Here is a 26,774-nt window from a genome sequence, read left to right on the forward strand (position 1 = left end):
ACCCTTTCCCAAGGCATTAAGGAACGAACATGTCCCGCATCCGGATCGGTCTGGTTGGTGTCGGCAAGATCGCCCGTGACCAGCACCTGCCCGTCATCGCCGCCAACCCGGATTATGAACTGGTGGCCGTGGCCAGCCGGCATGGCCGCGTCGATGGTGTGGCGCATTTCTACACGCTGGAAGGGTTGCTCGAAGGGGCGGGGGATCTGGATGCCATCAGCCTGTGCACCCCCCCGCAAGTCCGCCACGCGCTCGCCCGCCAGGCGCTGGAGGCCGGCAAGCATGTGATGCTGGAAAAGCCGCCGGGTGCGACCCTGTCGGAAGTGTACGACCTGATCGATCTGGCGCGGGAAAAGGGCGTGGCGCTGCTGGCCACCTGGCATTCTCGCTACGCCCCGGCGGTGGAGCCGGCGAAGGCCTGGCTGGAAGGCAAGAAGCTGCGCCGTGTGCATGTTTCCTGGAAGGAGGATGTGCGCCACTGGCATCCCGGCCAGGAATGGATCTGGGAGCCGGGCGGGCTGGGCGTCTTCGACCCCGGCATCAACGCCCTGTCGATCGTCACCCATATCCTGCCGCACGCCCTGATCGTGCATGCCGCGACGCTGGAAGTGCCGGGCAACCGCCAGGCACCCATCGCCGCCACTCTTTCGATGCATGACCATCGGGGCCTGCCCGTGACGGCGGAGTTCGACTGGCGCCAGACCGGGCCGCAGACCTGGGACATCGTGGTGGAAACCGACCAGGGCACCCTGACCCTGTCGCGCGGCGGTGCCGTGATGAGCATCGACGGCGTGGCACAGCTGGAGCAGAAGGAACAGGAATATGCCAACCTCTACGCTCTGTTCGCCAAGCTGGTGGCGGAGCGGAAGGTGGATGCCGACCTGGCCCCCCTGCGTATCGTCGCCGATGCGTATCTGACGGGGCGGTGGTTGCGGGTGGAGGATTTCGTGGAGTAAAGCCGGAGGCCGGCGACTACCGGCCCGCCGCCCATGCGGCGTGAGCCAACGGCGCGGATGCGCCCGCCCGGCGCCTGAGGGAACAGAAATAAACTAAACCCGGTCGAAGCCCGACTGGATGACCTTGCGCATGGCGGCGGCGGCCCGGTCACCGTCGCCGGCCTCGATGGCATCGACGATGGCGGCATGGTCGGCCACGACACGGGACTGAAGCTCCGGCCGGTCGGTAGGGGAGGTCAGGGAGAAGGAGGCGAGCAGCGCCACCTCGATCACCGCCGCGAAGGATCGCATCATCGGGTTGCCGGTGGCGCTGCCCACGGCCACGTGGAAATCCAGGTCGGCATGGGCGAAGCTGCGCTGGTCATGGGCCGGGTCGCCCATGGCGGCGATGCAGCGGCGCAAGGTCGCCACATCCTCTTCCGTGCGGCGCACGGCGGCCAGGGCGGCCGCCTGCGGTTCAAGGGCCGTGCGTACCTCCAGCAAATGGCGGCGCAGCGTCTCGTCCAGGCCCTGGCTGACCTTCCAGGACAGGACATCGGCGTCGAAGAAGTTCCAATGGATCGGGTCCTGCACCTTGGTGCCCACCCGCGTCTTGGAAATCAGCAGTCCCTTGGCCGACAGGGTCTTCAGCACCTCACGCAGCGCCGTGCGCGAGATGCCGAAGCGCGACAGCAGTATCGGTTCCGCCGGCAGGTTGGCGCCCGGCGCATGCACACCGGTCAATATCTCCAGCCCCAGGGTCCGGACGATCTGTTCATGGTTGGACAGTGGACGATCGATGACCCAGCGGGCGATGGACATGTTCTACCCCGTGCGCCCGGTGGGAGCGGAGAATTGCAGGATCAGGCGTTGCAGTCCGATGAATATGAATAAAAGCAGGCCGATGGCAATCTTCGTCCACCAGGATGACAGCGTGCCGTCGAAGGTGATCCAGGTCAGGATCAGCCCCTGGATCAGCACGCCGATCAGCGATCCGGCCATGCCGCCGACCCCGCCGGACAGCAAGGTGCCGCCGATCACCACCGCCGCGATGGCGTCCAATTCCACCCCCACACCGGTCAGCGCATAGCCGGAACGGGTGTAGAGCGAGAAGACGATGCCGGCCAGGGCCGCCATCAGGCTGGAGAAGCCATAGACCAGGATGGTGGTGCGGGCCTGATCGATGCCCATCAGCCCGGCGAAGCGGGCATTGCCGCCCAGCGCATAGGTCTTCACCCCGAACCGGGTGAAATGCAGCAGCACCCCGCCGGCCAGGAAGGCCAGCAGCATGATGATGGCGATCAGCCCCAGCCGCCCGCCACCGGGTAGGTCGATGGCCAGGCCCGACAGCGACTGGTAGAAGCCGTGGCGCACGGGAATGCTGTCGGTGGACAGCAGCAACGCCGCCCCGCGCGCCAGGAACATCGCCGTCAGGGTGACGATGAAGGGCGGGGCCTTCAGATAATGGATCGCCGCCCCGACGCCGCAGCCGAACAGGGCGCCGCCGCCCAGCACGATGGTGAAGGCGACCAGCGGGTGCAGGCCGAGATTTTCCACCATCACCGCCAGGGCCACGGTGGTGAAGCCCATCACCGCCCCCACCGACAGGTCGATGCCGCCCGACAGGATGACGAAGGTCATGCCCACGGCCAGCACGCCCAGGAAGGCGTTGTCGGTCAGCAGATTGGCCATGACGCGCGTGCCCAGCATGGCGGGGAACTGCACGGCACAGGCGGCATAGAGCAGGATGAAGACGAACAGGGTCGTCAGGAGGGGCAGGGTACGGGCATTGATGCTCATGATGCCGCACTCCGGCGCTTGAAACGGGCGGTCAGGCGCGCAATGGCCGGCTGGCAGGCGGGCGACTGCACCACCAGCACCAGGGCCACGACCAGCGCCATCAGCAGCAGGTTCAGTTCCGGCGGCAGACCGGAGCGCAGGATGCAGGTGCGCATGCCCTGCAGGATCACCGCCCCCAGCAGCGACAGGCCGATGCTGAACCGCCCGCCATACAGGCTGGTGCCGCCGATGACCACGGCCAGGATGGCGTCCAGTTCCAGCCACAGGCCGGCATTGTTGGCATCGGCCCCACGGATATCGGCCGTGGCGATCAGGCCGGCCAGGGCCGCCATCAGGCCCGACCAGACATAGACGGAGATCAGCACCGAAGGGGCCGGCACGCCGGCCAACCGGCTGGCGCGCGGGCTGGTCCCCACCGCTTCGATGAACAGGCCCAGGGCTGTCGCCCGGACCAGCAGGCCGGTGACGATGGCGGCCACCAGGGCGATGACGATGGGCAGCGGCAGACCCAGCAGCGTGCCGCTGCTGATCCTCGCCAAGCCATCATCGGTGAAGGTCAGCACGCGGCCTTGCGTGATCATCTGCGCGATGCCGCGCCCGGCCACCATCAGGATCAGGGTGGCCACGATCGGCTGCATGCGGAAAAACGTGACCAGGACGCCGTTCCAAAGGCCACAGGCTAGGCCCGTGCCCAATGCGGCGACCACCGCCACCGGCCAGGCATGGCCCGCATTCACCGTGGCGGCGGCCACGGCACCGGCGATGGCCATGACGGCGCCGACCGACAGGTCGATGCCGCGTGTGGCGATGACCGGTGCCATGCCGACCGCCAGCAGCATGACCGGCGCACCCCGGTTCAGGATGTCGATGATGCCGCCGAACAGGCGGCCATCGACCAGCCGCAATTCCAGAAACCCCGGCGCCACCAGCATATTGGCCAGCAGCACCAGCGCCAGCAGGGCCAGGCGGGAACGGGATGCGACGAACCAGGCGGGCATGTTCATGCCGCCCGTCCCGACGGTTCACCGTCCACCGGCTTGACGATGGCGCCGATGATGGCGGCGGGTGTCACGTCGTCCCCGGTCAGCAGGCCGGCCTGGGTGCGTTCGCGCATCACCATGACGCGGTCGGCATAGGCGGCCACTTCCTCGACCTCGGACGAGATGACATAGAGCGCCATGCCCTCGTCACGCAGTTTCTCCAGCAGCACAATGATCTCCGCATGCGCGCCGACATCGATGCCGCGCGTCGGCTCGTCCAGGATCAGGAGGCGTGGTTTGGTGGCCAGCCAGCGGGCCAGCAGCGCCTTCTGCTGATTGCCGCCGGACAGAAGCTGGATGGGCTTCTCCGCATCGGGTGTGCGAATGTTCAGCAGCTTGATGTAATCCTCGGCCAGCTTGCGGGTCTCGGCCACCGGCACGGGTTTCAGCCAGCCCTGGCGGGCCTGCAGCGCCAGCACGATATTCTCTCGGATCGACAGGTCGGGGATGATGCCGTCCAGCTTGCGATCCTCCGGGCAGAAGCCGAAACCCAGTCGGATAGCATCGCGCGGTCCCTTCAGGGTGACGGGCTTGCCATCCACCAGGATCTCCCCGGTATCCGCACGCTCGGCCCCGAACAGCAGCAAGGCGGTTTCGGTGCGGCCGGAGCCCAGCAGGCCCGCCACCCCCAGCACTTCGCCCTGCCGCACCTCGGCAGTGAAGGGCGAGACGAGGTGGCGGCGGCCCAGCCCCTTGACCTCGACAAAACTTTCGCCCGGTTCGCGGGCGGCATGGCGCTGCAAATGGCTGTCGGCACTGGGCAACTTGCCCAGCATCATCGCCACAAGGTCCAGGCGGGGCAGGTCGGCGGCCATGCGTTCGCCCACCAGCCGTCCGCCGCGCAGCACGGTGATCCGGTCGGAAATGGCGTAAACCTGATCCAGGAAATGGGTGACGAAGACGATGGCCATGCCGCCCGCTGCCAGCTCGCGCATCAGGCGGAACAGCACGGCGACCTCCGCACTGTCCAGGCTGGCCGTCGGCTCATCCAGGATCAGGACGCGGGCCGACATGTCCACGGCCCGCGCGATGGCGATCAATTGCTGGATGGCGGTGGAAAAGCTGCCCAGCGGCTGGGCCGGATCGATGGCCAGGCCGAACCGCGCCAGCAAAACCGACGCGTCCTGGCGCATGCGGGTGCGGTTGACCAGGCCGAACCGCGTCGGCTCCCGCCCCAGATAGATATTCTCCGCCACCGACAGATTGGGCAGCAGGGTGATCTCCTGATAGACGGCGACGATGCCCGACGCCGCCGCGTCGGCCGGGCTTTTCGGCGATACGTCGCGCCCGTCCAGGCGGATGGTGCCGCCATCCACCGGCTGCGCGCCCGTCAACAGGTTGATCAGGGTGGATTTGCCGGCCCCGTTCTCCCCCAGCAGCGCATGGATCTCACCGGCGCGCAGCGTCAGGTCGACGCCGTCCAGTGCCCGGACGCCGGGATAAACCCGCGTCAGGCCCCTGGCTTCCAACAAAACCGGCGCGCCTTGCATCAATACAGGTCCTTGCGGCGATCATACTCGGCGGCGGCATTGTCGGGCAGGTACAGGGTGGACGGGGTCTGCACCCATTTAGGCGGGACCGTGCCATCCTTCTTATAGGCCAGCAGCAGGTCATAGGCGGGGCCGGCCATGTCGGGCGTCAGTTCGACGGTGGCATTGGCCTCGCCATCGGCCATGGCCTTGAAGATGTCGGGCACGGCATCGATGGACACGGCCAGGATGTCGGTGCCGGGCTTCAGGCCCGCTTCCTTCATGGCCTGGATGGCGCCGATCATCATGTCGTCATTATGGGCATAGACGGCGCAGATGCTGCCCGGCGCTTCGGCCTTGATGAAACCTTCCATCACTTCCTTGCCCTTGGCGCGGGTGAATTCCCCGGACTGGGTGCGGACAAGCTGGACATTGGCGGCGGTGGCGATGCCTTCCTCGAAACCCTTCTTGCGGTTGGCGACCAGCGAGGCGCCGATGGTACCCTGGATTTCCACAACACGGCAGTCGCGGCCCGCCAGCTTTTCCACCAGCCAGCGCCCGGCCACGCGCCCTTCCTCCACCGTGTCCGACGTCACGGCGGACAGATAAAGGTCGGCATCGGCGGTGTCGATCTGGCGGTCCAGCAGGACCACGGGGATCTTGGCGGCCCTGGCCTCGCCCAGTACCTCATCCCAGCCGGACGAGATGACGGGGGCCAGCAGGATGGCATCCACGCCCTGGGCGATGAAGGACCGGATGGCCTTGATCTGGTTGGCCTGCTGCTGCTGAGCGTCAGACACCTTCAGGTTGATGCCGCGGCTTTCCGCCCCGCTGCGCGCCAGCTTGGTTTCCGCGGCACGCCAGCCGGATTCCGACCCGATCTGGGAAAAGCCGATGGTCAGGGCGCCGGCCTTGGCACCACCGTCGGCGGCCGCCTTGTCGGCACCGCCCTTGTCGCCGCAGCCAGTCATGGCGGCCAGCATCAGGGCCATGGCCCCGTACTTCGCGAAACCCTTCATCACGCCCTCTTTCCTGGTCCGTCCCTGGTGGGCCTGGGCTGACCTTCACGCAAGGCCGCCCCGCCAATTCTCCTTTGAAAAGATGATTAGTATTATAATATCATTTAGTCCAGCGCCAAATGCCCGATCAGGACGGCGCGTTCCGGACCCGGAAGAACGATACAACGAAATCCCAAGGAGTGAGCCCGATGGCGTGGCGTCTGACCCAATATGTCGACAGAGAGGGCAAGCGGGCCGTGGCCCTGCGCCAGGATGATGCGCCGGCGCGCCGCCTGCTGGGGGCCACCACCACCTATGAACTGGCGCAGAAGGCCATTGCCGAGGGTGTTGACCTGCTGGCCCTGGCCCGCGCTCAAGCCGCCGGGGAGGAGGTCGATCTGGCCGAAGCCCTGGCCGGCGGCCGCGTCCTGGCCCCGCTGGACCATCCCGACGATGCCCATCTGCTGGTGGCCGGCACGGGCCTGACGCATCTGGGCTCGGCCGAAGGCCGCGACAAGATGCACAAGGACCTGTCCGATCCGGCCAAGCAGACCGACTCGATGCGGATGTTCCGCATGGGCCTGGATGGCGGCAAGCCGGCACCGGGTGAGGTCGGCGTGCAGCCGGAATGGTTCTACAAGGGCGATGGCTCCATCGTGGCCAAGCCCAATGGCGACCTGGTCTCTCCCTTCTTCGCCCTGGATGGCGGGGAGGAGCCGGAGATCGCGGGGCTTTATATCGTCGGGCCGAACGGCACCGTGTTCCGCGTCGGCTATGCGCTGGGCAACGAATTCTCCGACCATGTGACGGAGCGGCAGAACTATCTCTATCTGGCCCATTCCAAGCTGCGCGTCTGCGCCATCGGGCCGGAACTGCTGCTGGGCGAACTGCCGGCCGATATCCGTGGCGCCACCCGCATCCTGCGTGACGGCAAGATCGTGTGGGAAAAGCCCTTCCTGTCGGGTGAGGCGAACATGAGCCACACGCTGGCCAACCTGGAATATCATCACTTTAAGTATGACGGTTTCCGCCGGCCGGGCGATGCGCATGTGCATTATTTCGGCACGGCCACCCTGTCCTTCAGCGACGGTTTCCAGACCCAACCGGGCGACGTGTTCGAGGTGGAGGCAGCGCCGTTTGGTTTGCCGCTGCGCAATCGGTTGGCGCAGGCGGAGACGAAGCCGGTGGTGGTGAAGGGGCTGTAAGCCATCATTCCCTCTCTCTACCGTCACCCCGGCGAAGGCCGGGGCCCAAATCGTAGAGCGAAGCGCTTGTCATCTGGGCCCCGGCCTTCGTCGGGGTGACGGTAGATATTGCGAGAACCCTCACAGCCCAAACTTCCACCAAACAAAAAGGGCCGCCCCGGCGACGGGGCGGCCCTTTCTTCATCCACATCCCTTACTTCACCACCAGCACCACCACCGATTTGGCGGGCAGGGTCACCGACAAGGTGGAGCCGTTCAGCGTCGCACCGGTGAAGGCAGCCGGCTTCACCGCGTCGGGTTGGGCGAAGCTGTTATGGGCGTTCATCGTCGATGCCGTCAGCACACGGCCGGTCACGCCGGCGGGCGTCACGCCATCCAGGCGGATGTCGGTCGTCACCGGCTTGTTCGGGTCGATATTGGTCAAGGCCACCAGGATGCTGCCATCCTTGGCGCGGGCGGCGGATGCGCTGACCGCGGGCAGGCTGCGTTCGGCCCATTCATAGCGCGCGCCGGTCACCGTGACCGGAAACTGCGTGGCGCCCTGGAAATCCTTGTACATGTCGAAGACATGATAGGTGGGGGTCAGCAGCATCTTCGGCCCGTCGGTCAGGATCAGGGCCTGCAGGACGTTCACCATCTGCGCGATGTTGGTCATCCGCACGCGTTCGCCATGCTTGTGGAAGATGTTCAGGTTGATGGCGGTGGTCACCGCATCGCGCATGGTGTTCTGCTGTTCCAGGAAACCGGGATTGGTGCCCGGCGTCGGGTCGAACCAGTTGCCCCATTCATCGACGATCAGCGCCACCTTCTTCTGCGGATCGTACCGGTCCATGATGGCGCTGTGCTTGGTGATCAGGTCATCCATCTGCCAGGCGGTGACCATCAACGAGAACCAGTCGCTCTCGGTGAATTCCGTGGCCGAGCCCTTCTCCTTCCAGGTGCCCTTGGTGGCACGGCCGAAGGAGGGTAGGGCGTAATGATGCAGGCTCAGCGCATGCACATGCTTGGCAGCCCCTGCCATTACCGTTTCCGTCCATTTCAGGTCGTCGGAATTGGCACCACTGGCGATGATCTTGGTCGGCTGGCCGGGGCCCGGCTTGATGAAGGTGCGGGTATGGCGCAGCAGGTCGGTGTAATATTCCGGCCGCATGCCGCCGCCGCAGCCCCAGGTCTCGTTACCGATGGCGAACCAGTCCAGGGTCCAGGGCTTGTCGCGGCCGTTCTTGCGGCGCTCCTCCGCCAGGGTCGATTTGGACGGGCTGGTCATGTATTCGACCCATTCCGCCATCTCGCGCGCCGAACCGGTGCCGATATTGCCGTTCACATAGGTCTTGGCGCCGACCAGTTCGGAGAAATCCATGAATTCATGGGTGCCGAATTCGTTGTGATCCTCAACCCCGCCCCAGTTGGTGTTGACCGACACCGGGCGCTTGTTGCGCGGGCCGATGCCTTCGCGCCATTTGTATTCGTCGGCGAAGCAGCCGCCGGGCCAGCGGATCAGCGGCACGCGGATGGCTTTCAGCGCCTCCACCACATCCTTGCGGAAACCCTTGGTGTTGGGGATGGACGATTTCTCGCCGACCCAGATGCCCTCATAGATCAGGCGGCCCAGATGTTCGGCGAACTGGCCCTGGATTTCCGGCGCCAGCACCGGGCCAGGCTGTGCGGCATTGACGGCGACGGTGGCGTCCTGGCCCCAGGCGGGCGTGGTTGCCATCAGGCCCAGGCACAAGGCCAGGCTGCGGTGCAAACCCTTCATGCTTATTTCCTCCCCAGCATGTTGGTCGTGATGCGACGGCGCGCATCCTAACCACAAACGGGGCGGAGTTCAGCATATTAGTAAGATAATATGATAAAAGAGTTGCCTGACGCCACATAGGGGGCGGTGAAGGGATTTTCACCACCCCAGACGCCCTCCCCCGATCAGGGCACCGCCGCGACCTGGGCCTGACGCGAACGGAACTCCCGCAGTTCGGTGTTGAAGCGGCTGATCGATTGCTCCAGCTGGTCCACCACCTGTTGGCGATGGGCGATGACGGTGCGGCGATACTGGGCCGAGGACATGTCGGCGGCCGAGGCCGGGTGTTCGTCCAGGCAGTTCAGATAGGTCATCAGGCTGCCGGTATATTGGCGCATGCCCGTGCCATAGGCGCGCATCGCCGTCTCATCGGCCGTATCGCCCTTGACCACGGACGGGGTGGCGGGCAGGCCGCCGCAGGTGGCGGAAAGGGCGGCCATATCGGCCAAAGCGGGGCCGGCGGCCAGCAGGGACAGGGTGGAAAGGATCAAGGCGGAAATGACATTCTTCATCGCGATCCTCACAAAGCTGGACGGCATATTCTACCGTCTGGGTTGCCTTGCTTGTTCGCTTCCCCCAACTTCGCCGTCGGTCCCGGTGGGCCGCCGGTCTGTTTATGCTTAAAGCTTATGTCGGTAATTCCATTACGTATAGTGCTTTAGCCATGCGCCCAATAACGAAAACAATTTTATGAATTCACAATTTCTCATGGCCCGTCAGGGCCGCAGGGCGTGACGCAGCCCGTACATTTGTTAGCGGTAACGCTTTCGGGCGGGGGTGCCGGTGGGACGGGGGGTGCGGACAGAAGCTGCGCCGCCACCGAAACCGCAATCTCTCCCGGATGCTTGCCGGACAGGCCGGGCAGCCCGATGGGGCAGGTCAGGCGGGCGGGGTCCAGCCCGTCGGCCCGCAGGCGGGAGGCGAAACGGGCCCGCTTGGTTTCCGACCCGATGACCCCCACGAAGGCAGCGCCGGGCAGGGAAAGCGCTTTCCGGACAAGCCGGTAATCCAGCGCATGGTCATGGGTCATGATCAGGATATGGCTGTGTCCGGGCGCCAGCACCGCCACCGGCTCCTCCGCCACCAGCGCCCTTACATTGGCGGGCAGGGTGGCCGGAAACTGGTCGGCCCGGTTATCCACCCAGATGACACGGGCGGGCAGGGCGCCCAGAATGCCGACCAGCGCTTTCGCCACATGGCCGGCCCCGAACAGGGCGACACGCAGGGCGGGCGGCCTTACCGGCTCGAACATCAACGACACGCGCCCGCCGCAGCACTGGCCCAGCGATGGCCCCAGCGCATATGATTGTGTGCGTAATTCCGTTACTTCGCCATCCAGCAGGGCGCGGGCGGTCTCGATGGCGGTGAATTCCAGCGCACCGCCGCCGATCGTGCCGTGCAGCGCGTCACCGGTCACGACCATCTTGGTGCCGGCCGCGCGCGGTGCGGACCCCGCAACCTCCGTCACCGTCACCAGGATGGCGGGACGGCCGTCGCGCTCGCATGCGGTCAGGGCCTGGATCCATTCCTGGCTCATGGCATCAGGCCCCGCCGGGCGCGCACCGCCACCAACACCCGTTCCGGCGTGGCCGGCGCGTCCAGCTTCACCGCCCCCGTGCCGCCCGATGCCGCCACCGCATGCTTGATGGCGTGATAGGCGGAAATGGCCAGCATGAAGGGCGGTTCGCCCACCGCCTTGGACCGGTGGATCGTCTCCTCCCGGTTGGGTTGGTTGATCAGGTCAACCTTGAAATGGTCCGGCACGTCGCCGCAGCCGGGAATCTTGTAGGTGCTGGGGGCATGGGTGCGCAGCCGGCCGGCGGCGTCGAACACCAGCTCCTCCATGGTCAGCCAGCCCATGCCCTGGATATAGGCGCCTTCCACCTGACCCCGGTCCAGCACCGGGTTCAGCGAGGTGCCGCAATCATGCAGGATATCCACGCCCAGCAGCTTGGTCTCCCCGGTCAGCGTGTCGATGACCACTTCGGAGACGGCGGCGCCATAGGCGAAATAATAGAAGGGCCGGCCGATCAGCGTCTCCTTGTCCACGTCGATCTTCGGCGTGGCGTAGAAGCCGGTGGCCGAGAGCGAGACGCGGGCCAGATAGGCCTGACGCGTCAAATCCTCGAAGGAAATGGCCTTGTCCCCGGCGGTGACGAAGCCGTTGGCGAAGGACAGATCGCCCGGCGCCACGCCCCAGCGCGCCGCCTGGAACACAGCCAGCCGGTCGCGGATGGTGCGCGCCGCGTTGAACGATGCCATGCCGTTCAGATCGGCCCCGGCCGAGGCGGCGGTGGCGGATGTGTTGGGCACCTTGTCGGTGCGCGTGGCGCTGATCCGCACCCGGTCCAACCCGATGCCGAAGACATCGGCCACCACCTGGGAAACCTTGGTATAAAGCCCCTGGCCCATCTCCGTGCCGCCATGGTTCAGCAGCACCGACCCGTCCGTATAGACATGGACCAGGGCGCCGGCCTGGTTCAGGAAGCTGGTGGTGAAAGAGATGCCGAACTTCACCGGGGTGCAGGCGATGCCGCGCTTCAGCACCGGGCTGGCGGCGTTGAAGGCGGCGATGGCGGTGCGGCGCGCCTGATAATGCGACGATGCCTCCAGCCGGTCGAACAGGCTGTCGGCGATGAAATCCTCCACCTTCATGCCGAACGGCGTCACGTCGCGGCCCGGCCCGCCATAGAAATTCACCCGCCGGACGGCAAGCGGGTCCAGCCCCAGATGCTGGGCGATGTCATCCACCACCCCTTCGATGGCCAGCATGCCCTGAGGCCCGCCGAAACCGCGGAAGGCGGTGTTGGAGACGGTGTGCGTCTTGTAGCGGTAGGAGGTGATGCGAACGTTGGGCAGGAAATAGCAATTATCGGCGTGGAAGATCGCCCGGTCATTGATGGCGCCCGACAGGTCGGTCGACATGCCGCAGCGGCTTTCCAGCGTGATGTCCAGTGCCAGGATGCGGCCCGCATCATCGAAGCCGGCCTTGTACGCCACCTCGAAATCATGGCGCTTGCCGGTCATCACCATGTCGTCATCGCGATCCAGGCGCAGCTTGGCCGGGCGGCCGGTGCGGTCGGCGACCAGGGCGGCGCAGGCCGCGAACAGGCTGGCCTGTGTCTCCTTGCCGCCGAAGCCGCCGCCCATGCGCCGCACCTCCACCACGACATTATGGTCGGGGCGGCCCAGGGCACGGGCCACCAGATGCTGCACCTCCGACGGGTGCTGGGTGGAACAGAGGATGTGCATGTCGCCATCCTCTCCCGGTGTGGCCATGGAAATCTGGCCTTCCAGGTAGAAATGATCCTGACCACCCATGGCCAGGGTGCCCGACAGGCTGTGCGGGGCGGATGCCAGGGCGCCGTCGGGGTCGCCGCGTTCCACCCGCTTGGGCGGCAATATATGGCTGTCGGCGGCGCGGGCATCGGCGATACTGATGATCGCCGGCAGTTCCTCATATTCCACCTTGGCCAGCCGTGCGGCGGCGCGTGCGGCGTGACGGGTCTCGGCGGCCACGGCGAACAGGCACTGGCCGACATATTCGACCAGATTTTCGGCGAAGATCGGATCGTCTGGCACGACGGGGCCGACATCGTTCATGCCGGGAATATCGGCGGCGGTCAGCACGGCGACGACACCGGGATAGGCCCGCACCGTCGACAGGTCGATCGACAGGATACGGGCATGGGCCTTTTCACTCTGCCCCAGCGCCACATGCAGCAGGCCGGCCGCGTCCGGCATGTCATCGACATAACGGGCGGTGCCAGCGACATGCAGCGGCGCGCTGTCATGGCGGATGTCGCGATGCACGGCGGGGAAGGGGATGGGCTTGGCGGCGCGCGGCGGACGGGGACTCATACCGGGCCTCCCACCACGTGGGCGAAGCTGGGCACACGGGTGGCGCTGGGCGGCAGGCCCCGTTCCATCTGCCATTTCAGGATCAGGTTGCCGGCCACGGTCAGCCGGTATTCGGCACTGGCCCGCATGTCGCTCAGCGGCTGGAAATCCTGGGACAGGGCATCGGCGGCCGCCTGGGCGGATGCGGCATCGAAGGGCCGGCCGACCAATGCTGCCTCTGCCGCGGCGGCCCGCTTGGGCGTGCCCGCCATGCCACCATAGGCCAGCCGCGCCTCCGTGACGATCCCATCGCGAATGGTCAGGCCGAAACCGGCCATCACGGCGGAGATATCCTGATCGAAACGCTTGGAAATCTTGTAGCAGGCGAAGATGCGGCCGTCGGCCGGCTCCGGCACGCGGATGGCGGCCACGAACTCACCTTGCTGCAGGGCGGTCTTGCGATAGGCCAGGAAGAAATCCTCCAGCGCCATTTCCCGGATGATGTTGCCGCGCCGCAGCACCAGCCGCGCGCCCAGGGCGATCAGGGCCGGCATGCTGTCGCCAATGGGCGATCCGTTGGCGATATTACCGCCCAGCGTCGCCGAATTGCGCACCTGTTCGGAGCCATAACGGCGGAACAGTTCACCCAGGTCGGGATAGAGCGGCGCCAGGGCCGCCGCCGCATCGGTCACCGTCACGGCGGCACCGATGGTGACGAACCCCTTGGTCCAGCTGATGCGCGCCAGATCGCGGATGCCGGCGATATGGATGATCGTGCCCAGGTCGCGGAACTGTTTGGTCACCCAAAGCCCGACATCGGTGCCGCCGGCCACGATGGTGGCATCAGGTTTGGCCAGCAGCAGGTCGGCCAACTCATTCGCCGTGGCCGGCGCGAAGGCCCTGCCGCCGGCGTGGGACAATGTCGTGCCACGCTCGATGCTGCGCAGCAAAGCCAGCGTTTCCATCATCCTGGCCGCAAACGCATCGGGTTCCCGCCCCATCTCGCGCGCCGCCTGGACGATGGGGCGATAACCGGTGCAGCGGCACAGATTGCCGGCCAGGGCCGCATCGATGCGCGGCCGGTCGGGTTCCGCCTCCCCATGATAGAGCGCGAACAGCGACATCACGAAGCCGGGGGTGCAGAAGCCGCACTGGCTGCCGTGATGATCAACCATGGCCTGCTGCACGGGATGCAGCGTGCCGTCGGGGCCAGCCAGATCCTCCACCGTCACCAGTTCCTTGCCGTCCAGGGCGGTGACGAACAGGATGCAGGCATTGACGGCCCGATACTGGATGCTTTCGGCCTCCGACATGCCCAGCACGCCGACCCGTGTGCCCAGCACCACGGTGCAGGCGCCGCAATCCCCCTCGTTGCAGCCTTCCTTGGTGCCGCGCGCCGCCCTGTCTTCGCGCAGGTAATCCAGCACGGTGCGGGTGGGCGGAACATCGGACAGGCACACCACCTGTCCCCGGTGCACGAAACGGACGCTGTCGCTCATCTGCTGCCATTCACGCCAAAAGAAAGCATGGCAGAACAGGAAACGCCCCCTGTCAAGTCGCTTTACAGAACAATGATGCGGTGCAACATTTTATTCAGGGGCCGATAGGAGCCCTGGCAATAAACGATCACGAACAGGAAATTCCGCTTATGACCCATCCCAGCAACCGGCCCTTCGGTTCCATCGCAGCCTATGTCAGCCAGGAAAGGCTGACGCAAAGGCTGGCGGATATGGCGAAGATCGGTGCGACGGAGAAGGGGGGCGTGAACCGTCAGGCGCTCAGCCGAGAGGACGGTTATGCCCGCGCCCTGCTGACCAGCTGGGCCACGGCGCGGGGTTTTTCGGTGTCCACCGACCCGATCGGCAATCTCTATGTCCGGCGCGAAGGCTCCGACCCGTCCCTGGCGCCGATCATGACCGGCAGCCACCTGGACAGCCAGCCCACGGGCGGGCGCTATGACGGCGTCTATGGCGTGCTGGCCGGGTTCGAGGTGCTGGAGGCGCTGGAGGATGCCGGCGCCGTGACAAAGCACGCGGTGGAAGTCGTGGCCTGGACCAACGAGGAAGGCTCCCGCTTCCAGCCCTATTGCATGGGATCGGCCCTGTTCGCCGGCAAGATGGATTTGGAGATGGTGCTGTCCTGCACCGACGCGAAGGGCATCGCCGTCCGCGACGCGCTGGCCGAAACCCTGTCGCTGGCGCCCGACATGCCGGTGCGCGGTTTCGGCTCCCCTGCCGCGGCTTACGTCGAGGCGCATATCGAGCAGGGGCCGAGGCTGGAGGCCGAGGACAAGGTGATCGGCGTGGTGGAGGGCATCCAGGGCAGCCGCTGGTTCCAGGTGGAGGTGACGGGGCAGGAGGCCCACGCCGGCACCACGCCCCATGGCGCCCGCAAGGACGCGTTCCAGACGGCCTTGAAGATGGTCAATGCCATGAACGACCTGATGCATGATCCCGACGACGTGATCCGCTGCACCTTTGGCCGGTTCGAGGTGCTGCCCGGATCGCCCAACACCGTACCCGGCAAGGTGATCTTCACCATCGATTTCCGTCATCCCGACGCGGGTCTGGTGAAGGGGCGCGGGGACAAGGTGGCGCCGTTGCTCCATTCGCTGGCGGCCCCTTGCGAGGTGCTGGTCAAGGAGACCTCGACCACCGCACCCGTGGATTTCGACCCGGCGGTGATCGCCGCCGTGCGCGATGCTGCCGTGGGCCTGGGCTATGCCAACCGCGACATGCCATCCGGTGCCAACCACGACGCCAAGTTCATGGCACCCCGCTGCCCCACCGGCATGATCTTCATCCCGTGCCGGGACGGGATCAGCCATAACGAGGTGGAGTACGCCAGCCCCGAGCATTGCCATGCCGGTGCGGCGGTGCTGGCGGAAACGCTGGCGCGGCTGGCGGGGTGAAACCGCACGTTCACTGATTATCTCTCATATTGATAACCTCTTCCTCGTCATCCCGGCGCAAGCCGGCACCCAGGGGCCAAACGCCCGACCTATCGGCAGCTTTGATCAACGCGGCTTCGATGTTTGATCCTGTGGCCCCTGGGTCCCGGCTTGTGCCGGGATGACGAAAGGAAGGGAAGTGGAATAGAAGCAGGCCCCCCATGACCCACCCCGTCCTTTCCATCCTGTCCGACCTGATCGCCATCCCCAGCACCTTCCCGCCGGGCGACACCGCCGCCATCTGCGCCTATGCCGCCGACCGGCTGGAGAAGGTGGGTTATCGCGTGCAGATCCTGCACCGTGACCGGCCGCAGATCGCCAATGTGGTGGCGGAGTGGGACGGGGCCACCCCCGGCCCCAGCCTGATGTTCAACGCCCATGCCGACACGGTGGGCATCGGGGAACGGTCGGCATGGGAGACGCCACCGCTGGTCGCCACCCTGATCGACGGCCGCGTCCATGGCTTGGGGGCGGGCAATTGCAAGGGATCGATGGCGGCCCAGCTGTGGCTGGCCGAACAGGTGGCAAAGCGCGGCGGGCCGGCGCGCGGGCGCATCATCTTCACCTTCTGCGGGGATGAGGAGAATCTGGGACCGGACGGTGCCTATTACCTGCGTGAGACCGGGGTGGTGAAGCCCGACATGCTGGTCGTCGGTACCCAGACGGAAAACCAGCTGATCACGGCGGAACGCGGCGTGATGTGGGTGGAGGTGACGGCGCGGGGCAAGTCGGCCCATGCCGGCAACCCCGAGGCCGGCGACAATGCCATCCTGCGCCTGATGCGGCTGGTCACCCATATCGATGCGGTGATGGCCGACCGGCTGCGGGACCGCAAGGTGGGGGAGCAGCAATCGACCCTGAATGTCGGCATCTTCCGCGGTGGGGAGAACACCAATGTCGTGCCCAACCTGGCCCGCGTGGAGATCGACCGCCGCCTGCTGCCGGAGGAGAAGGTGGTGGACGCCTTCGCCGAGATCGAGGCGCTGGTGACGGCGCATCCGGAGGCCGAGCACCTGTCCTGCCGCCTGCTGACCGGCACCAACGGTTTCCGCGCCCCGCATGAGGGGCCGCTGGTCACCGCGCTCTGCACCGCCATCGCGGCGGTGACGGGCGCTCCGGCGAAGTTCCTGAAGGACACGGGCGCCAGCGACGGCCGCTACTTCGCCGATGACGGCATCGAGATCGTCAATTTCGGCCCCGGCGCCGGCTGGCAGGGCCACAAGGCCAATGAATATGTGCCGCTGGATGAACTGGTGGCGGCCACCGCGATTCTGGAGGGGGTGATCGAGATGGTCCTGGGGCTGAAAGGTTGAGGGGCGGGGCCTGGCGTGGCCACCCTAGCAATCTATAGGGCTATGTGTTATAGATTGACCTGTCAGGCTGATGGCGGGCGGCGTGCGGATATTCCGGAACAAACCCTTTTCCCGCTTTGCCCGTAAGGCCGGCATCACGGCCCCCGAACTGTGGGATGCGATAGAGCGGGCAGAGTGCGGCTTGGTCGATGCCGATCTTGGCGGTGGCGTCGTGAAGCAGCGGATTGCGCGGGCGGGAAGCGGCAAATCCGGCGGATTCCGTACCATCATCCTGCTGAGGATCGGATCACGCGCCTTCTTCGTTCACGGTTTCGCCAAGAATGATCTGGGCAATATCCGCAGCGACGAACTGGCCGCTTTCAAGCTGTTGGCCAATTATGTCCTGGCTTTGAGCGAGCGGGAGTTGGAAGCCGCATTGCGAGCTGGTGTTTTTTGTGGAGATCATTAAGGATGCCTAAGCAATATCGCAGCGACATCATGGCCTCCATCCATGAAACCGCCGAGGGGCTCCATGGCGCCGGGCTGATGGACAAGCAGACCATGCGCCGGTTCGACGAAGCCTGCCTAACACCCGTCATCCCGCTCAGCGCTGATGAAATCCGCGCCTTGCGGGAACGTGAGGGCGCCAGCCAAGCGGTTTTCGCCCGCTATCTCAACGTCACCACGGGTCTGGTCAGTCAGTGGGAACGCGGGGAACGGCACCCGCAAGGCGCATCGCTGAAACTCTTGTCGCTGGTGGCGCGGCGCGGCTTGGCAGCCGTGGCATAAGCCAACTACGCCCCACCCTGTGGGGTACCGATCGTATTGGCACCAGTGGTCGGTTTATCTGTCCGTGCGGGCGGGGCAAAAATTCGTGGCAGGCCAACGACTTGACGGATTTCGGCTTGGTTGTTGGCGTGGCGGTTGATTTGGCACCGATTGAGCGGAAATGATCGGCGAATGGGCCGATATTGCGCGTGATTTGGCACCAGATGAAGGGGAAATGACGCGGCCACCGCTCCCATAGCGGTGGCCGCGTTGTCATTCATCCTTCCGCGCGTTGGTCGATGCGCCAGAGTCGGTACCAAATCGCGTGGAGATAAGCGGCGATCAGCCCAGTTAGGAAAAATAGGACGGCCATTCCCATGGCGAAGAACCTGGTATCGTCGTGGTCCAGGTCCGGCGCCTTTATCCAAAACACGACCGCGAGTGGCATCAGAACCAAGCTGAGCCAGGGGATGCGTCGCAGTATGTCTCCAATCCGAATTTTCTGCATCTTTACCTCTCCTGGAAAGTGACCGACGTAATAGTGCCTCAAATGTCGACCAGTTCAGTATGCTGCTAACGCCAAAGATTGACGCGGCAGCCACAATAGCTGGTGTAGTAAATGGCACAATTGTGTCGTTGGCGGGTATCAGGCGCACAAGATTGACCATCGACCGGACTTCGCTCACGGCCAATGCCAAAGGATACGTGGCATACGCTTGCATGCTGCGGGCAGACCTCGTTACTCTACCCCTGCCGGTACCGGCCGTTGGGGATAGCCATCGTTTATCGGTGGTGGCGAGGTGCCGCTTACGCGCCTCAGCCCGCCTGCTCATCACAGGAGGGGTCCCCGCGTTTGGACCGAGGGAGCGCGCACTATAACAAAGGCATAGGTTGCAAAACAACCAAACGCACGAAAACGAATTGTAAATCGCACTGCATACGATAGAAATCACCCACCGGTGCCGGATTTTCCGATATCGGCGCGAGATGCCGCTATGCTGGCGTGAATTTCTTCGTCCGTCCGTGACCCAAGCTCAATAAACATCGAAGCTATAGCTCCCGCGCGTTGCTTTGGTGGCAAAGTGAGGCGCTGTTCCGCTGCCATTTGGTCCACTGCAATAATGCACGCGGCCAATAGGTTCCGCGCACCCTCAAGCCATTCTTGGGTCTTTTGCTTTTCGACTTCTAGACGCCGCTTAAGTTCTTCTGTCCGTTGATCCGCAAGCGCAACCCGTCGGTCGGCGTCCGCAATCCGTCGGTCGGCGTCCGCAATCCGCTGGTCTATATCCGCTATGTCGGCCTTATCCAGTGACTGATCAATACTTCGGTCGGCGAATAGCATTTCGCCTTGGCCCATGACCAGCCAATGCACGTTAAACCCTTGCTCACCCAAGCGGTTCAGTATGTCGCCACCGGGAAGCTCGCCCTGCTCATAGCGTTGCCAGGAGTTCTTACTGACCTGAAGACGTTTGGCCATCTCCACCTGGCTTACACCACAAAATTCGCGCACTTGGCGGAAGCGGTCGGCCACATTCATCGTGCCGCACTTTCCTGCTCGAAGTCCGGCGTTTGGGCAGGCGTCAAGTGCGGCACGCCGCACTTTCCATAAGCCATTGATATAAAAGAATACTGACTGGCGGCGCCGTCGGGCGACCCAATATTTCGTGCCGTTCGAAGTGCGGCACGATTTTTTGGGTTGTTGACGCCCAATTTTTGGGGCATGTCTATTCCAGTTAGCATTCTTGGATACCTTCCAATGAGAACTCTAAAGCGCGCCGAACCTAACCCCGAAATCCCGCATGATCCGCGTGAACGGAGCATCTGGGTCCAGGGCAAGCTTCGCCTGCACAACAGCAGCTTTTCCGACATTGCCCGCATGCTGGGGGTCAGCAGCAAGGCCGTGTCGCAAGCCATGTATCAGGCCAACCATCGGATCGAAGTCGCTGTTGCAAGCGCTATCGGGGTCGCTCCCGATGCCCTATTTTTCGAGCGCTACGACGCCGGTGGCATGCGGCTGCATGCTGTGCGTGGCATCAAAGATACCACAAGCGTTACCGGCGACCATGTCGAAGCTGGAAAGGCGGCATAGACATGCGCCGGACCCTTCGTTGCAGCCGCACAGCTGATCTTCTGGCATGGCAGGCACCGAGCGATGCCGAGGTCAAGTTCGCCGACCCGGCGGTCACCAAGGCCGCATCGCGCTATGCCCAGCTGTGCCGGGCGATGTCCGCCGTCATCGTGGATGCCCGCGAGACGAAGGGGCTGGGGCGCGAGCTGATCGCGCAGCGGATGTCCGAGTATCTGGGGGAAGAATACACCGAGTCTCGGTTGAACGCCGACACGGCGGAGAGCAAGGAAACCCACGTCATCAACCCGCTTCGGTTGGAAGCGTTCTGTCATGCCGTCCAGGACTGGCGCGTCTGGTCACTGTTCCTGGAACCGTCGGGATTGGCGGTCATTGAACGCCGGTATCTGCCCTGCATTGAGGTCGCCATCCTGGCCGAACAGGCCGAGGAACTGGACGCCCGGCAGAAGGCCGCGAGGCGCAGAATGCAGGAGGCGATGCGATGAGCCGCCTGCCCGCCACGATCCCCGATCAGGACCTGCACGCGGCCGTCACGGTCGATGCCCATGAACTGTCTATCGTCCTTGGCCTGCATGTTCGCAGCATTCAGCGCCGGGCGACCACAGAGGCTTGGCCCGCCCAGGCCCTGACCGTGAAGGGCGGGCAGAAGGATTTCTATTCCGTCCCCGACCTGCCCGACGACGTCCAGCGCGCATTGGTGCGGCATCGCCTGAAGGAAGCCCAGCCGGCGACGGTCAGCGAGGTGCGCGGCACCGCCACGGCGCCGGCCGCGTTGATGAAGGATTGGCAGCGGGACGTGATGACGGCCCGGCTGGCCATCCTGGCGGAAATCGACCGGCAGGTCAGCGCGGGCGGCAGCCTGAACAAAGTGGTTGACGGGCTGGTGACGCTGTCAGAGCGGGGCGAGTTGCCGGCCGCGCTTCAGGGGCTGGTGAAGGCCGCCAATGCCAAGTCTGGCGAGACGCGGACGCTGTCGCGGCGGACCATCATGCGGTGGCGCAAGGACCAGCGGGAGGCGGGCAGCGTGGCGCCCAAGGAAGCCTCGCATACGGGCTGGACCCGGCTGGTTGAGGTGCTGTGGCCCACCCATTCGTCGGTGCCGGCCGTGCACCAAGCCGTGTGCGCCGAGCTGCGCCGGCTGGGCGAGGTTGAGCCCACGCTTGACCAGGTGCAGCGGTTCGTGACCAGCGAGGTGAAGCCGTGGGCGGCCACGTTCCTGCGCCTGTGGCAGCAGCCGAGGCCGCAGAGCATCCCGCAGGTGCATGAACAGTTGGGGGACGAGCTGCCGGACGGCTGCCCCATGCCCTCCCTGGAACAATGCCGGCGCTTCCTGGCCAAGCTGGACATCGTGACCCGGAACAAGGGCCGCATGGGGGCGATGGCGCTGCTATCCGTCAAGGGCTTCAAGCGGCGCAGCACCGACAAGTTCCAGCCCCTGGATATCGTCACGGCCGACGGCCACACGTTCAAGGCCTGGATACAGCACCCGGCGCACCCGATGAAGGCGTTCTGCCCCGAGGTGGTTACGGTCGAAGATGCCAAGACTCGGTACGTGTTCGGGTGGAGCATCGGCCACGCGGAAGCCACCCATGTGGTCATGGACGCGATCCGGAACGCGGTGGAGACGCTGGGGCAGTTCGCGATCTTCTACAGCGATAACGGTTCGGGGTTCGTGAACGAGATCGTGGCCGGCCCGGTCATCGGTATGCTGGCCAGGGTGGGTGCCACACCGCAGAACAGCACCGGCGGCCGGGCGCAGGCACGCGGGCGGATCGAACGGTTGCAGGGATCGTGCCTGAAGCGGGCCGCCCGCGAACTGCTGACCTATCGCGGCCGGGACATGGACCGTGAGGGTGCCAAGGCCATTGAAAAGCGGGTGGAACGCGCGCTGAAGGCCGGGGAGCGGCCCAAGTACCTGATGACCTTCGCCGAGTTCCGCGAATGGCTGGGCGAGCAAATCGCCCGGTACAACCACCGGCCCCATTCGGCCCTGCCCAAGACGACGTGCCCGCACACGGGCAAGGTCCGCCACCAGACGCCGCATGAAGCCATGGACGCGGCCATTTCGGCCGGCTGGCAGCCGATGATGCTGCCGCCCGAAATCACCGACGATCTGTACCGGCCGTATGAGGAACGCAGAACGTTCCGGGGCGAAGTCACCCTGCCGTGGGGGCGTTACTTCGCACAGGACCTGGTCGGGTTCGGTGGGCAGATGATGCGGGTCGGATACGACATCCATGACGGGTCCCGCGTGTGGGTGCGCGACCAGGAAGGCCGCCTGGTTGCCATTGCCGAGCGTGACGGCAACGTCATCGACCACCATCCGGTAACGGCGGTGGAGCATGCCCGCGAGAAGCGGGCGGCGGGGCAAATCCGGCTGCTGGAACAGCATATCAACGACCGGCTGGTGGAACGCGACGGGTATCACGCCGTCGAAAGCGCCCAGGCGGCCGGGCCGACGGTGGACGAGCTGGCGGCGGCCGAGGCGGAGTTCGACCGGCTGGAAGCGCCGGCCGTGGCCCTGCCCGCGCCCGTGTCGGCCGGGCGGCCCGTCTTCAACGACGATGAAGAGTGGGGCCGCTGGGTTGTCGCCCATCCCCACCTGGCCACCGCCATGGACAAGAGCCGGCTGGCCAACATGGCCCGCGCCAACGGTTCGTTCCGGCTGCTGCTGGACGATATCGCCGACGCCGAAATCGAAGCGGCCTGCGCCTGAGCGCGCGGCCCTGACGGAGGAAACATGCGTACCACGGAATTCGTACAGACCAGCGGCGTGAAGACTTACCTGGCCGCCGTGTCCAAAGCGCAGCAGCGCGGCGCCCGTGAAGCCGGCTGGATCGCCGTGAAGGGCGAACGCGGCCTGGGCAAGACGCGGACCCTGCAATGGTGGGCCATCCGCCAGAATGCCGCGTACCTGCGGTTCAAGGCGGACTGGACGTCGCGCTGGATGCTGGAAGAGCTGGCCAAGGAATTGGGCCTGTCGGCCGATGCCTGCCGCAAGCAGGACCTGTTCACGCGCATCGCCATGCTGGTCAAGACGCAGCAGACCATCATCGTCGTGGACGAGATCGAGCTGTTGAAGGTGCGGGGCAAGATCAAGCTGCTGGAGACGCTGCGCGACCTGTCCGACCTGACCGAAACCGAGGTTGTGATCGGCGGCGACGAAGCCGGGATCGGCCATGTCATGCGCCACGATCAGTTTTCGTCCCGCGTGGCGGCCATGGCGCAGTTTGGCCTGGCCGTCCAGGCCGATATCCGCCTGATGTGCGACAAGCTGGCCGAGGTCAGCATTGATGACGGGCTGGTTGGCGAAATCCTGCAACAGTCGGGCGGGTACCTGCGCGAAGCCAAGAACGCCATTGCCGAGGTTGAACGCTGGGCGGCAGCAAACGGCACGAAACAGGTGAAGCTGGCCGATATGGCCGGCCGGGCGCTGTGCGCCGGCCGGTCCCGCCGCCGGGGGGCCGCGTGATGGCGGCCCCGTCCCTCGCCCTGCTGCGGATCATGGCGGCCGAACCGGACCGGCGCTGGACCCTGTTGCAGCTTGTGGCCGCATCGGAGCTGTCGCAGGACGAGCTGTCTCCCCTGCTGCAATGGTTGCGGCTGGCGAAGCTGATCGGCCGGAACCCGCGCCAAATCTACACCATCACCGATGCCGGGGCGGCCTTGGTGGCCATCTCCCCCACCGAACCGAAGGTGACCAAAACGGACCTGCGCAGCATGGTCTGGCGTGCCCTGCGGATGCAGCGCAAGGCCAGCGTCACCGAGCTGCTGGACGTCATCGGCCAGCCTGCAACGGATACCACCCGGCGCCAGGTGCGGGCCTATCTGACCAAGCTGTGCGGCACCGACCTGCTGGGCATTTCACGGTTCAAGACGAGGACGGGCGAGCGGCTATACCAGCTGCTGCGCGATCCCGGTCCCCTGGCGCCCGTGGTCACCAACAAGGGCCATGTGATCGACCCGAACAATGGTGGCCTGCCGCTGCCCCTGGCGGAGGTGGCCCATGCAGCCTGAGGCCACCTGGATCGCGGATATGCGGATGGCCGTGGACCGTCTGGGGTCCATCAAGGCACTTGCCGACCATCTGGGCTACAGCCGCACGGCGGTCAGCCTGGTGCTGTCAGGCAAGTACCAGAAGGACACCGCCAAGATCGAAGCGGCCGTGCGGGCGCGGCTGGCGCAGGTGCCATGCCCCTTCCTGGGCGAGGCGATCAGCGGCGGGGACTGTGTGCAGCACCAGGACCGGGCGGAGCCGGCGGCGGGCACGGATGAGTTCCAGCACTGGCGGGCCTGCATGGCCTGCCGCGTCGGCCTGGGCAAGGTGGCGCCATGAGCGACGGCATCGCCCGCTACCTGCCTTGGAGCTGCGACCAGTTCGTGGAGTGGTGGAGCGATGGTGCCCACCATGCCGGGCGTCTCACCACCTGGCGCGGGCCGCGTCCGGATGGGCTCTACGTTCTGACCGCGCTTGAGCGCGTCGGTTCGCGCCTGGTGATGGTCACCCTTCTCAGCGGTGAGCCCGCCCGGCCCGAAACAACCATTCGGGAGGTGGCCCGCTTTGCGTAGCCGCCGCCCGATCTGGCGCCGCGTCCCGCGACGCCTTTCCCCCTGGCTGATCGCTTGTGCGGCAGCCGTTCCCTTCGTCTTGGCATGCATTGAAAGGACGCATCCATGAGCCCCCATCCCGACGCCGTCACCATCGGCGGCGCCCAGTACCTGCGAAACGCCAAAGGCGATTTGCAGGCGCTTGCCAATATCTCGCCCATCGACCTGCTGATGGATGAGATGGTGCGGAAATGCACGGCCTACGCCGAGGATATCTCGGCCGAGCTGTCCCGCTTCCAGCTGCATGTCTATGCCGATATCGCCGCCTTCGACGCGCTGCTGGCGCAGGAATACGGCGTCACGCAGGACGGGGAAAGCAAGGGCAACCGTACCTTCACGTCGCTCGACGGCTGCCGCCAGATCAAAGTGCAGGTCGCCGACCGCATCCAGCTGGGACCCGAGCTGCAGATCGCCAAGCGCCTTCTGGACGAAATGATCCTGGCCCGCGCCAACAAGGAAGGGGCGGACACTTTCCTGGTCACGCTGGTGACGCAGGCCTTCAAGGTCGATCAGGAAGGCAAGGTCGATGTCGGCGCCATCCTGGCCCTGCGCCGGATGAAGGTGGCGGACCCGAACTGGGAGAAGGTCACCAACGCCATCGACGGCGCCGTGCGCATCATCGGCACCAAGCGCTATGTCCGCTTCTACCGCCGCACCGACGCCAACGGTGATTGGCAGATGGTGCCGCTAGATATCGCCAAAGCCATTCCGACCCCGGCTGATACCGACCGCCGCAGCCTGCGCCGGTCGGTGGAAGAGGCGCGGGAGCTTGCCAGCGTGGCCGCCACCTACCTCTTGGATGGCGCCCCGGTGACGGCCCTGGATCGGTTGCACGCGGCCATCGTGGCGCTGGGCGGCACGGGGGTCAGCAACGAAGACCGCGCCATCTGGGCGGCCAAGTTCGGCGCCCCCGTTCCCACCGCTGACGCTGCCTGATCGGGAGACACCACCATGACCGACAACACCAAGCGCCCGCGCGGCCGCAGCCGCCGCAGCCCGGAAAACGTCACCGTCGACAACTATGTCGGCCAGCGCATGCGGCTGCGTCGCGGTCTGCTGGGCATGAGCCAGGAAGTCCTGGCCGAACGCCTCGGCATCACCTTCCAGCAGGTGCAGAAGTACGAGCGCGGAGCGAACCGCGTCAGTGCGTCCCGCCTCTGGGACCTGTCGCGGGCGCTGGATGTGCCCGTGTCGTTCTTCTTCGACGGACTGGATGACATGGAGGGCGGCGCTACGCCCGCCGCCGAGCCCGATATGAAGCGGTGGCAGCTGGAAACGGTCCGCCGCATGGACAAGTTGCCGGAAGCCCAGCGCAAGGCGGTTTTCAATCTGGTGGCCACCATTGCGAACGAGTTCGGTGGAGGTAGCGATGCAGACGCCTGACAAGGTCGCCATCGGCCTGTGGCTGGCATCCTACCTGGGTGACAAGGTCGGTAATCGGCCCGTCTCCCCCAGTCACCTCATCCAGGCTGACCTGGGTCTCGACAGCTTGGACAGTGTCGAACTGGCCATGGCTCTCGAAGAGGAATTCCGGATCGATATCCCGGATGACGAATGGGAGGACGGCCCCGACCGTACGGTGGATGACGTGGTCGAGCTGGTTGCCGCCAAGCTGGCGGCGAAGGGAGGCGGCCATGTCACAGCATGAGGCGCACAAAGCCCAAACGTTGGCGCAGGCCACGGACCTGAAGAAGAAGCTTCTGACGGTCATGGGCAGCCACTTCACGGGCACCGGCGAAGGTGCTTTCAGCCCCGAGGTCGCACTGTCCGCGCTGGGTTCGGCCACTCTGGACCTGTTCATCTACATGCGTCAGCTGGGCGCCCCTGGGTGGCTGCTGAACGACCTGGCGCAGGTCACCGACACCTACTTCGTCCACCTGTCGGAACAGATCGCGGCCGTCGCCGCCGGGAAGGCCGTCACCGTTACCGACGTGACTGTGAAGCTGCGCCGTACTGCGGCGGCGCAAGAGGAAGGGAGGGGATGA

At 65.4% G+C, this 26,774-nt stretch carries 28 protein-coding genes; 17 read left to right on the forward strand and 11 right to left on the reverse strand.

Going from position 1 to position 26,774, the window contains the following annotated elements:
* The first annotated feature begins 29 nt into the window (after nt 1-29).
* Entirely contained in the window at nt 30-956 is a 927-nt protein-coding gene (locus tag ACM9HJ_RS00430) for a Gfo/Idh/MocA family protein (protein ID WP_416569688.1), read from the forward strand.
* A 93-nt stretch (nt 957-1,049) separates the two neighbouring features.
* On the opposite strand, the gene ACM9HJ_RS00435 is transcribed toward ACM9HJ_RS00430, so the two are convergent.
* Genes ACM9HJ_RS00435 through ytfQ form a run of 5 tightly spaced genes read right to left on the reverse strand, consistent with a single transcriptional unit; the run spans nt 1,050 to nt 6,263 of the window.
* Nucleotides 1,050-1,757 (reverse strand): FadR/GntR family transcriptional regulator, encoded by a 708-nt coding sequence (locus tag ACM9HJ_RS00435; protein ID WP_416569689.1) that lies wholly within the window; start codon nt 1,755-1,757, stop codon nt 1,050-1,052.
* A gap of 3 nt (nt 1,758-1,760) precedes the next feature.
* Nucleotides 1,761-2,735 carry a galactofuranose ABC transporter, permease protein YjfF gene (gene yjfF, locus ACM9HJ_RS00440; protein WP_416569690.1) on the reverse strand — a complete coding sequence of 325 codons (975 nt, stop codon included), beginning with the start codon at nt 2,733-2,735 and terminating at the stop codon, nt 1,761-1,763.
* Nucleotides 2,732-3,739 (reverse strand): ABC transporter permease, encoded by a 1,008-nt coding sequence (locus ACM9HJ_RS00445; RefSeq protein ID WP_416569691.1) that lies wholly within the window; start codon nt 3,737-3,739, stop codon nt 2,732-2,734. The genes yjfF and ACM9HJ_RS00445 overlap by 4 nt, the downstream gene beginning before the upstream one ends.
* A complete protein-coding gene (locus ACM9HJ_RS00450) occupies nt 3,736-5,265 on the reverse strand; it encodes a sugar ABC transporter ATP-binding protein (protein WP_416569692.1) in 1,530 nt (509 codons plus the stop codon). Before ACM9HJ_RS00450 ends, ACM9HJ_RS00445 begins: the two co-directional genes overlap by 4 nt.
* On the reverse strand, nt 5,265-6,263 hold the full coding sequence (ytfQ, locus tag ACM9HJ_RS00455) for a galactofuranose ABC transporter, galactofuranose-binding protein YtfQ (RefSeq protein WP_416569693.1): 999 nt from the start codon (nt 6,261-6,263) through the stop codon (nt 5,265-5,267). Before ytfQ ends, ACM9HJ_RS00450 begins: the two co-directional genes overlap by 1 nt.
* A 188-nt stretch (nt 6,264-6,451) precedes the next feature.
* Here ytfQ and araD1 point away from each other — a divergent pair, with 188 nt between their 5' ends.
* Nucleotides 6,452-7,447, forward strand: a complete 996-nt coding sequence (gene araD1, locus ACM9HJ_RS00460) for an AraD1 family protein (RefSeq protein WP_416569694.1) — start codon at nt 6,452-6,454, stop codon at nt 7,445-7,447.
* A gap of 193 nt (nt 7,448-7,640) precedes the next feature.
* Here araD1 and ACM9HJ_RS00465 read toward each other — a convergent pair whose 3' ends face one another.
* The 5 genes from ACM9HJ_RS00465 to xdhA form a co-directional block, all read right to left on the reverse strand.
* On the reverse strand, nt 7,641-9,206 hold the full coding sequence (locus ACM9HJ_RS00465; protein ID WP_416569695.1) for an alpha-N-arabinofuranosidase: 1,566 nt from the start codon (nt 9,204-9,206) through the stop codon (nt 7,641-7,643).
* Between the two features lie 164 nt (nt 9,207-9,370).
* On the reverse strand, nt 9,371-9,757 hold the full coding sequence (locus ACM9HJ_RS00470; protein ID WP_416569696.1) for a hypothetical protein: 387 nt from the start codon (nt 9,755-9,757) through the stop codon (nt 9,371-9,373).
* A 194-nt stretch (nt 9,758-9,951) separates the two neighbouring features.
* Nucleotides 9,952-10,782: a xanthine dehydrogenase accessory protein XdhC gene (xdhC, locus tag ACM9HJ_RS00475; RefSeq protein WP_416569697.1), complete on the reverse strand. Its 831-nt coding sequence runs from the start codon at nt 10,780-10,782 to the stop codon at nt 9,952-9,954.
* Complete coding sequence (xdhB, locus tag ACM9HJ_RS00480) at nt 10,779-13,106, reverse strand: xanthine dehydrogenase molybdopterin binding subunit (protein WP_416569698.1); 2,328 nt, start codon at nt 13,104-13,106, stop codon at nt 10,779-10,781. The genes xdhC and xdhB overlap by 4 nt, the downstream gene beginning before the upstream one ends.
* Nucleotides 13,103-14,584, reverse strand: coding sequence for a xanthine dehydrogenase small subunit (gene xdhA / locus ACM9HJ_RS00485; protein WP_416569699.1), 1,482 nt, complete (start codon nt 14,582-14,584; stop codon nt 13,103-13,105). The genes xdhB and xdhA overlap by 4 nt, the downstream gene beginning before the upstream one ends.
* 149 nt (nt 14,585-14,733) lie before the next feature.
* Between xdhA and ACM9HJ_RS00490 the strand changes: the two genes are divergently transcribed.
* The 4 genes from ACM9HJ_RS00490 (at nt 14,734) to ACM9HJ_RS00505 (ending at nt 18,116) form a co-directional block, all read left to right on the forward strand.
* Complete coding sequence (locus tag ACM9HJ_RS00490) at nt 14,734-15,996, forward strand: Zn-dependent hydrolase (RefSeq protein WP_416569700.1); 1,263 nt, start codon at nt 14,734-14,736, stop codon at nt 15,994-15,996.
* A 200-nt stretch (nt 15,997-16,196) separates the two neighbouring features.
* Entirely contained in the window at nt 16,197-17,348 is a 1,152-nt protein-coding gene (locus ACM9HJ_RS00495) for a M20 family metallopeptidase (protein ID WP_416569701.1), read from the forward strand.
* A gap of 70 nt (nt 17,349-17,418) precedes the next feature.
* The gene (locus ACM9HJ_RS00500; protein ID WP_416569702.1) at nt 17,419-17,796 is read left to right on the forward strand and encodes a type II toxin-antitoxin system RelE/ParE family toxin; all 378 of its coding nucleotides are present in this window, start codon (nt 17,419-17,421) and stop codon (nt 17,794-17,796) included.
* A gap of 2 nt (nt 17,797-17,798) precedes the next feature.
* Complete coding sequence (locus ACM9HJ_RS00505) at nt 17,799-18,116, forward strand: helix-turn-helix domain-containing protein (protein ID WP_416569703.1); 318 nt, start codon at nt 17,799-17,801, stop codon at nt 18,114-18,116.
* Nucleotides 18,117-19,044: 928 nt separating this feature from the next.
* Here the strand turns inward: ACM9HJ_RS00505 and ACM9HJ_RS00510 are convergent.
* Nucleotides 19,045-19,632: a helix-turn-helix domain-containing protein gene (locus ACM9HJ_RS00510; protein ID WP_416569704.1), complete on the reverse strand. Its 588-nt coding sequence runs from the start codon at nt 19,630-19,632 to the stop codon at nt 19,045-19,047.
* Between the two features lie 219 nt (nt 19,633-19,851).
* On the opposite strand from ACM9HJ_RS00510, the gene ACM9HJ_RS00515 reads away from it, so the two are divergent.
* The 11 genes from ACM9HJ_RS00515 to ACM9HJ_RS00565 all read left to right on the forward strand — a co-directional run bounded on the left by ACM9HJ_RS00515 (nt 19,852) and on the right by ACM9HJ_RS00565 (nt 26,774).
* Nucleotides 19,852-20,184, forward strand: coding sequence for a helix-turn-helix domain-containing protein (locus ACM9HJ_RS00515; RefSeq protein WP_416569705.1), 333 nt, complete (start codon nt 19,852-19,854; stop codon nt 20,182-20,184).
* A 2-nt stretch (nt 20,185-20,186) separates the two neighbouring features.
* Entirely contained in the window at nt 20,187-20,666 is a 480-nt protein-coding gene (locus ACM9HJ_RS00520; RefSeq protein WP_416569706.1) for a hypothetical protein, read from the forward strand.
* The gene (locus ACM9HJ_RS00525; RefSeq protein ID WP_416569707.1) at nt 20,663-22,897 is read left to right on the forward strand and encodes a Mu transposase C-terminal domain-containing protein; all 2,235 of its coding nucleotides are present in this window, start codon (nt 20,663-20,665) and stop codon (nt 22,895-22,897) included. Before ACM9HJ_RS00520 ends, ACM9HJ_RS00525 begins: the two co-directional genes overlap by 4 nt.
* 24 nt (nt 22,898-22,921) lie before the next feature.
* Entirely contained in the window at nt 22,922-23,653 is a 732-nt protein-coding gene (locus ACM9HJ_RS00530) for an AAA family ATPase (protein ID WP_416569708.1), read from the forward strand.
* Nucleotides 23,653-24,198, forward strand: coding sequence for a hypothetical protein (locus ACM9HJ_RS00535; protein ID WP_416569709.1), 546 nt, complete (start codon nt 23,653-23,655; stop codon nt 24,196-24,198). Before ACM9HJ_RS00530 ends, ACM9HJ_RS00535 begins: the two co-directional genes overlap by 1 nt.
* On the forward strand, nt 24,188-24,517 hold the full coding sequence (locus ACM9HJ_RS00540) for a hypothetical protein (RefSeq protein ID WP_416569710.1): 330 nt from the start codon (nt 24,188-24,190) through the stop codon (nt 24,515-24,517). The genes ACM9HJ_RS00535 and ACM9HJ_RS00540 overlap by 11 nt, the downstream gene beginning before the upstream one ends.
* Nucleotides 24,514-24,750 (forward strand): hypothetical protein, encoded by a 237-nt coding sequence (locus tag ACM9HJ_RS00545; RefSeq protein WP_416569711.1) that lies wholly within the window; start codon nt 24,514-24,516, stop codon nt 24,748-24,750. Before ACM9HJ_RS00540 ends, ACM9HJ_RS00545 begins: the two co-directional genes overlap by 4 nt.
* 105 nt (nt 24,751-24,855) lie before the next feature.
* Nucleotides 24,856-25,725, forward strand: coding sequence for a DUF3164 family protein (locus tag ACM9HJ_RS00550; protein ID WP_416569712.1), 870 nt, complete (start codon nt 24,856-24,858; stop codon nt 25,723-25,725).
* Between the two features lie 15 nt (nt 25,726-25,740).
* The gene (locus ACM9HJ_RS00555; RefSeq protein WP_416569713.1) at nt 25,741-26,172 is read left to right on the forward strand and encodes a helix-turn-helix domain-containing protein; all 432 of its coding nucleotides are present in this window, start codon (nt 25,741-25,743) and stop codon (nt 26,170-26,172) included.
* Entirely contained in the window at nt 26,159-26,437 is a 279-nt protein-coding gene (locus ACM9HJ_RS00560; RefSeq protein WP_416569714.1) for an acyl carrier protein, read from the forward strand. Before ACM9HJ_RS00555 ends, ACM9HJ_RS00560 begins: the two co-directional genes overlap by 14 nt.
* Entirely contained in the window at nt 26,424-26,774 is a 351-nt protein-coding gene (locus ACM9HJ_RS00565; RefSeq protein WP_416569715.1) for a hypothetical protein, read from the forward strand. Before ACM9HJ_RS00560 ends, ACM9HJ_RS00565 begins: the two co-directional genes overlap by 14 nt.

Origin of the sequence: Niveispirillum sp. KHB5.9 (assembly GCF_048066115.1) — a bacterium.
Taxonomy (GTDB): domain Bacteria; phylum Pseudomonadota; class Alphaproteobacteria; order Azospirillales; family Azospirillaceae; genus Niveispirillum.

Bases quoted from the DNA above. Each gene is read 5' to 3' on its own strand.
- ACM9HJ_RS00535 (WP_416569709.1), top strand. From the start codon at position 23,653: ATGGCGGCCCCGTCCCTCGCCCTGCTGCGGATCATGGCGGCCGAACCG.
- ACM9HJ_RS00500 (WP_416569702.1), top strand. From the start codon at position 17,419: ATGGCGGGCGGCGTGCGGATATTCCGGAACAAACCCTTTTCCCGCTTT.
- ACM9HJ_RS00560 (WP_416569714.1), top strand. From the start codon at position 26,159: ATGCAGACGCCTGACAAGGTCGCCATCGGCCTGTGGCTGGCATCCTAC.
- ytfQ (WP_416569693.1), bottom strand. From the start codon at position 6,263: ATGAAGGGTTTCGCGAAGTACGGGGCCATGGCCCTGATGCTGGCCGCC.
- xdhA (WP_416569699.1), bottom strand. From the start codon at position 14,584: ATGAGCGACAGCGTCCGTTTCGTGCACCGGGGACAGGTGGTGTGCCTG.
- ACM9HJ_RS00565 (WP_416569715.1), top strand. From the start codon at position 26,424: ATGTCACAGCATGAGGCGCACAAAGCCCAAACGTTGGCGCAGGCCACG.
- ACM9HJ_RS00550 (WP_416569712.1), top strand. From the start codon at position 24,856: ATGAGCCCCCATCCCGACGCCGTCACCATCGGCGGCGCCCAGTACCTG.
- yjfF (WP_416569690.1), bottom strand. From the start codon at position 2,735: ATGAGCATCAATGCCCGTACCCTGCCCCTCCTGACGACCCTGTTCGTC.
- ACM9HJ_RS00530 (WP_416569708.1), top strand. From the start codon at position 22,922: ATGCGTACCACGGAATTCGTACAGACCAGCGGCGTGAAGACTTACCTG.
- ACM9HJ_RS00540 (WP_416569710.1), top strand. From the start codon at position 24,188: ATGCAGCCTGAGGCCACCTGGATCGCGGATATGCGGATGGCCGTGGAC.
- xdhB (WP_416569698.1), bottom strand. From the start codon at position 13,106: ATGAGTCCCCGTCCGCCGCGCGCCGCCAAGCCCATCCCCTTCCCCGCC.
- ACM9HJ_RS00555 (WP_416569713.1), top strand. From the start codon at position 25,741: ATGACCGACAACACCAAGCGCCCGCGCGGCCGCAGCCGCCGCAGCCCG.
- ACM9HJ_RS00545 (WP_416569711.1), top strand. From the start codon at position 24,514: ATGAGCGACGGCATCGCCCGCTACCTGCCTTGGAGCTGCGACCAGTTC.
- ACM9HJ_RS00495 (WP_416569701.1), top strand. From the start codon at position 16,197: ATGACCCACCCCGTCCTTTCCATCCTGTCCGACCTGATCGCCATCCCC.
- xdhC (WP_416569697.1), bottom strand. From the start codon at position 10,782: ATGAGCCAGGAATGGATCCAGGCCCTGACCGCATGCGAGCGCGACGGC.
- ACM9HJ_RS00525 (WP_416569707.1), top strand. From the start codon at position 20,663: ATGAGCCGCCTGCCCGCCACGATCCCCGATCAGGACCTGCACGCGGCC.
- ACM9HJ_RS00490 (WP_416569700.1), top strand. From the start codon at position 14,734: ATGACCCATCCCAGCAACCGGCCCTTCGGTTCCATCGCAGCCTATGTC.
- ACM9HJ_RS00505 (WP_416569703.1), top strand. From the start codon at position 17,799: ATGCCTAAGCAATATCGCAGCGACATCATGGCCTCCATCCATGAAACC.
- ACM9HJ_RS00510 (WP_416569704.1), bottom strand. From the start codon at position 19,632: ATGAATGTGGCCGACCGCTTCCGCCAAGTGCGCGAATTTTGTGGTGTA.
- ACM9HJ_RS00430 (WP_416569688.1), top strand. From the start codon at position 30: ATGTCCCGCATCCGGATCGGTCTGGTTGGTGTCGGCAAGATCGCCCGT.
- ACM9HJ_RS00520 (WP_416569706.1), top strand. From the start codon at position 20,187: ATGCGCCGGACCCTTCGTTGCAGCCGCACAGCTGATCTTCTGGCATGG.
- ACM9HJ_RS00465 (WP_416569695.1), bottom strand. From the start codon at position 9,206: ATGAAGGGTTTGCACCGCAGCCTGGCCTTGTGCCTGGGCCTGATGGCA.
- araD1 (WP_416569694.1), top strand. From the start codon at position 6,452: ATGGCGTGGCGTCTGACCCAATATGTCGACAGAGAGGGCAAGCGGGCC.
- ACM9HJ_RS00435 (WP_416569689.1), bottom strand. From the start codon at position 1,757: ATGTCCATCGCCCGCTGGGTCATCGATCGTCCACTGTCCAACCATGAA.
- ACM9HJ_RS00445 (WP_416569691.1), bottom strand. From the start codon at position 3,739: ATGAACATGCCCGCCTGGTTCGTCGCATCCCGTTCCCGCCTGGCCCTG.
- ACM9HJ_RS00515 (WP_416569705.1), top strand. From the start codon at position 19,852: ATGAGAACTCTAAAGCGCGCCGAACCTAACCCCGAAATCCCGCATGAT.
- ACM9HJ_RS00470 (WP_416569696.1), bottom strand. From the start codon at position 9,757: ATGAAGAATGTCATTTCCGCCTTGATCCTTTCCACCCTGTCCCTGCTG.
- ACM9HJ_RS00450 (WP_416569692.1), bottom strand. From the start codon at position 5,265: ATGCAAGGCGCGCCGGTTTTGTTGGAAGCCAGGGGCCTGACGCGGGTT.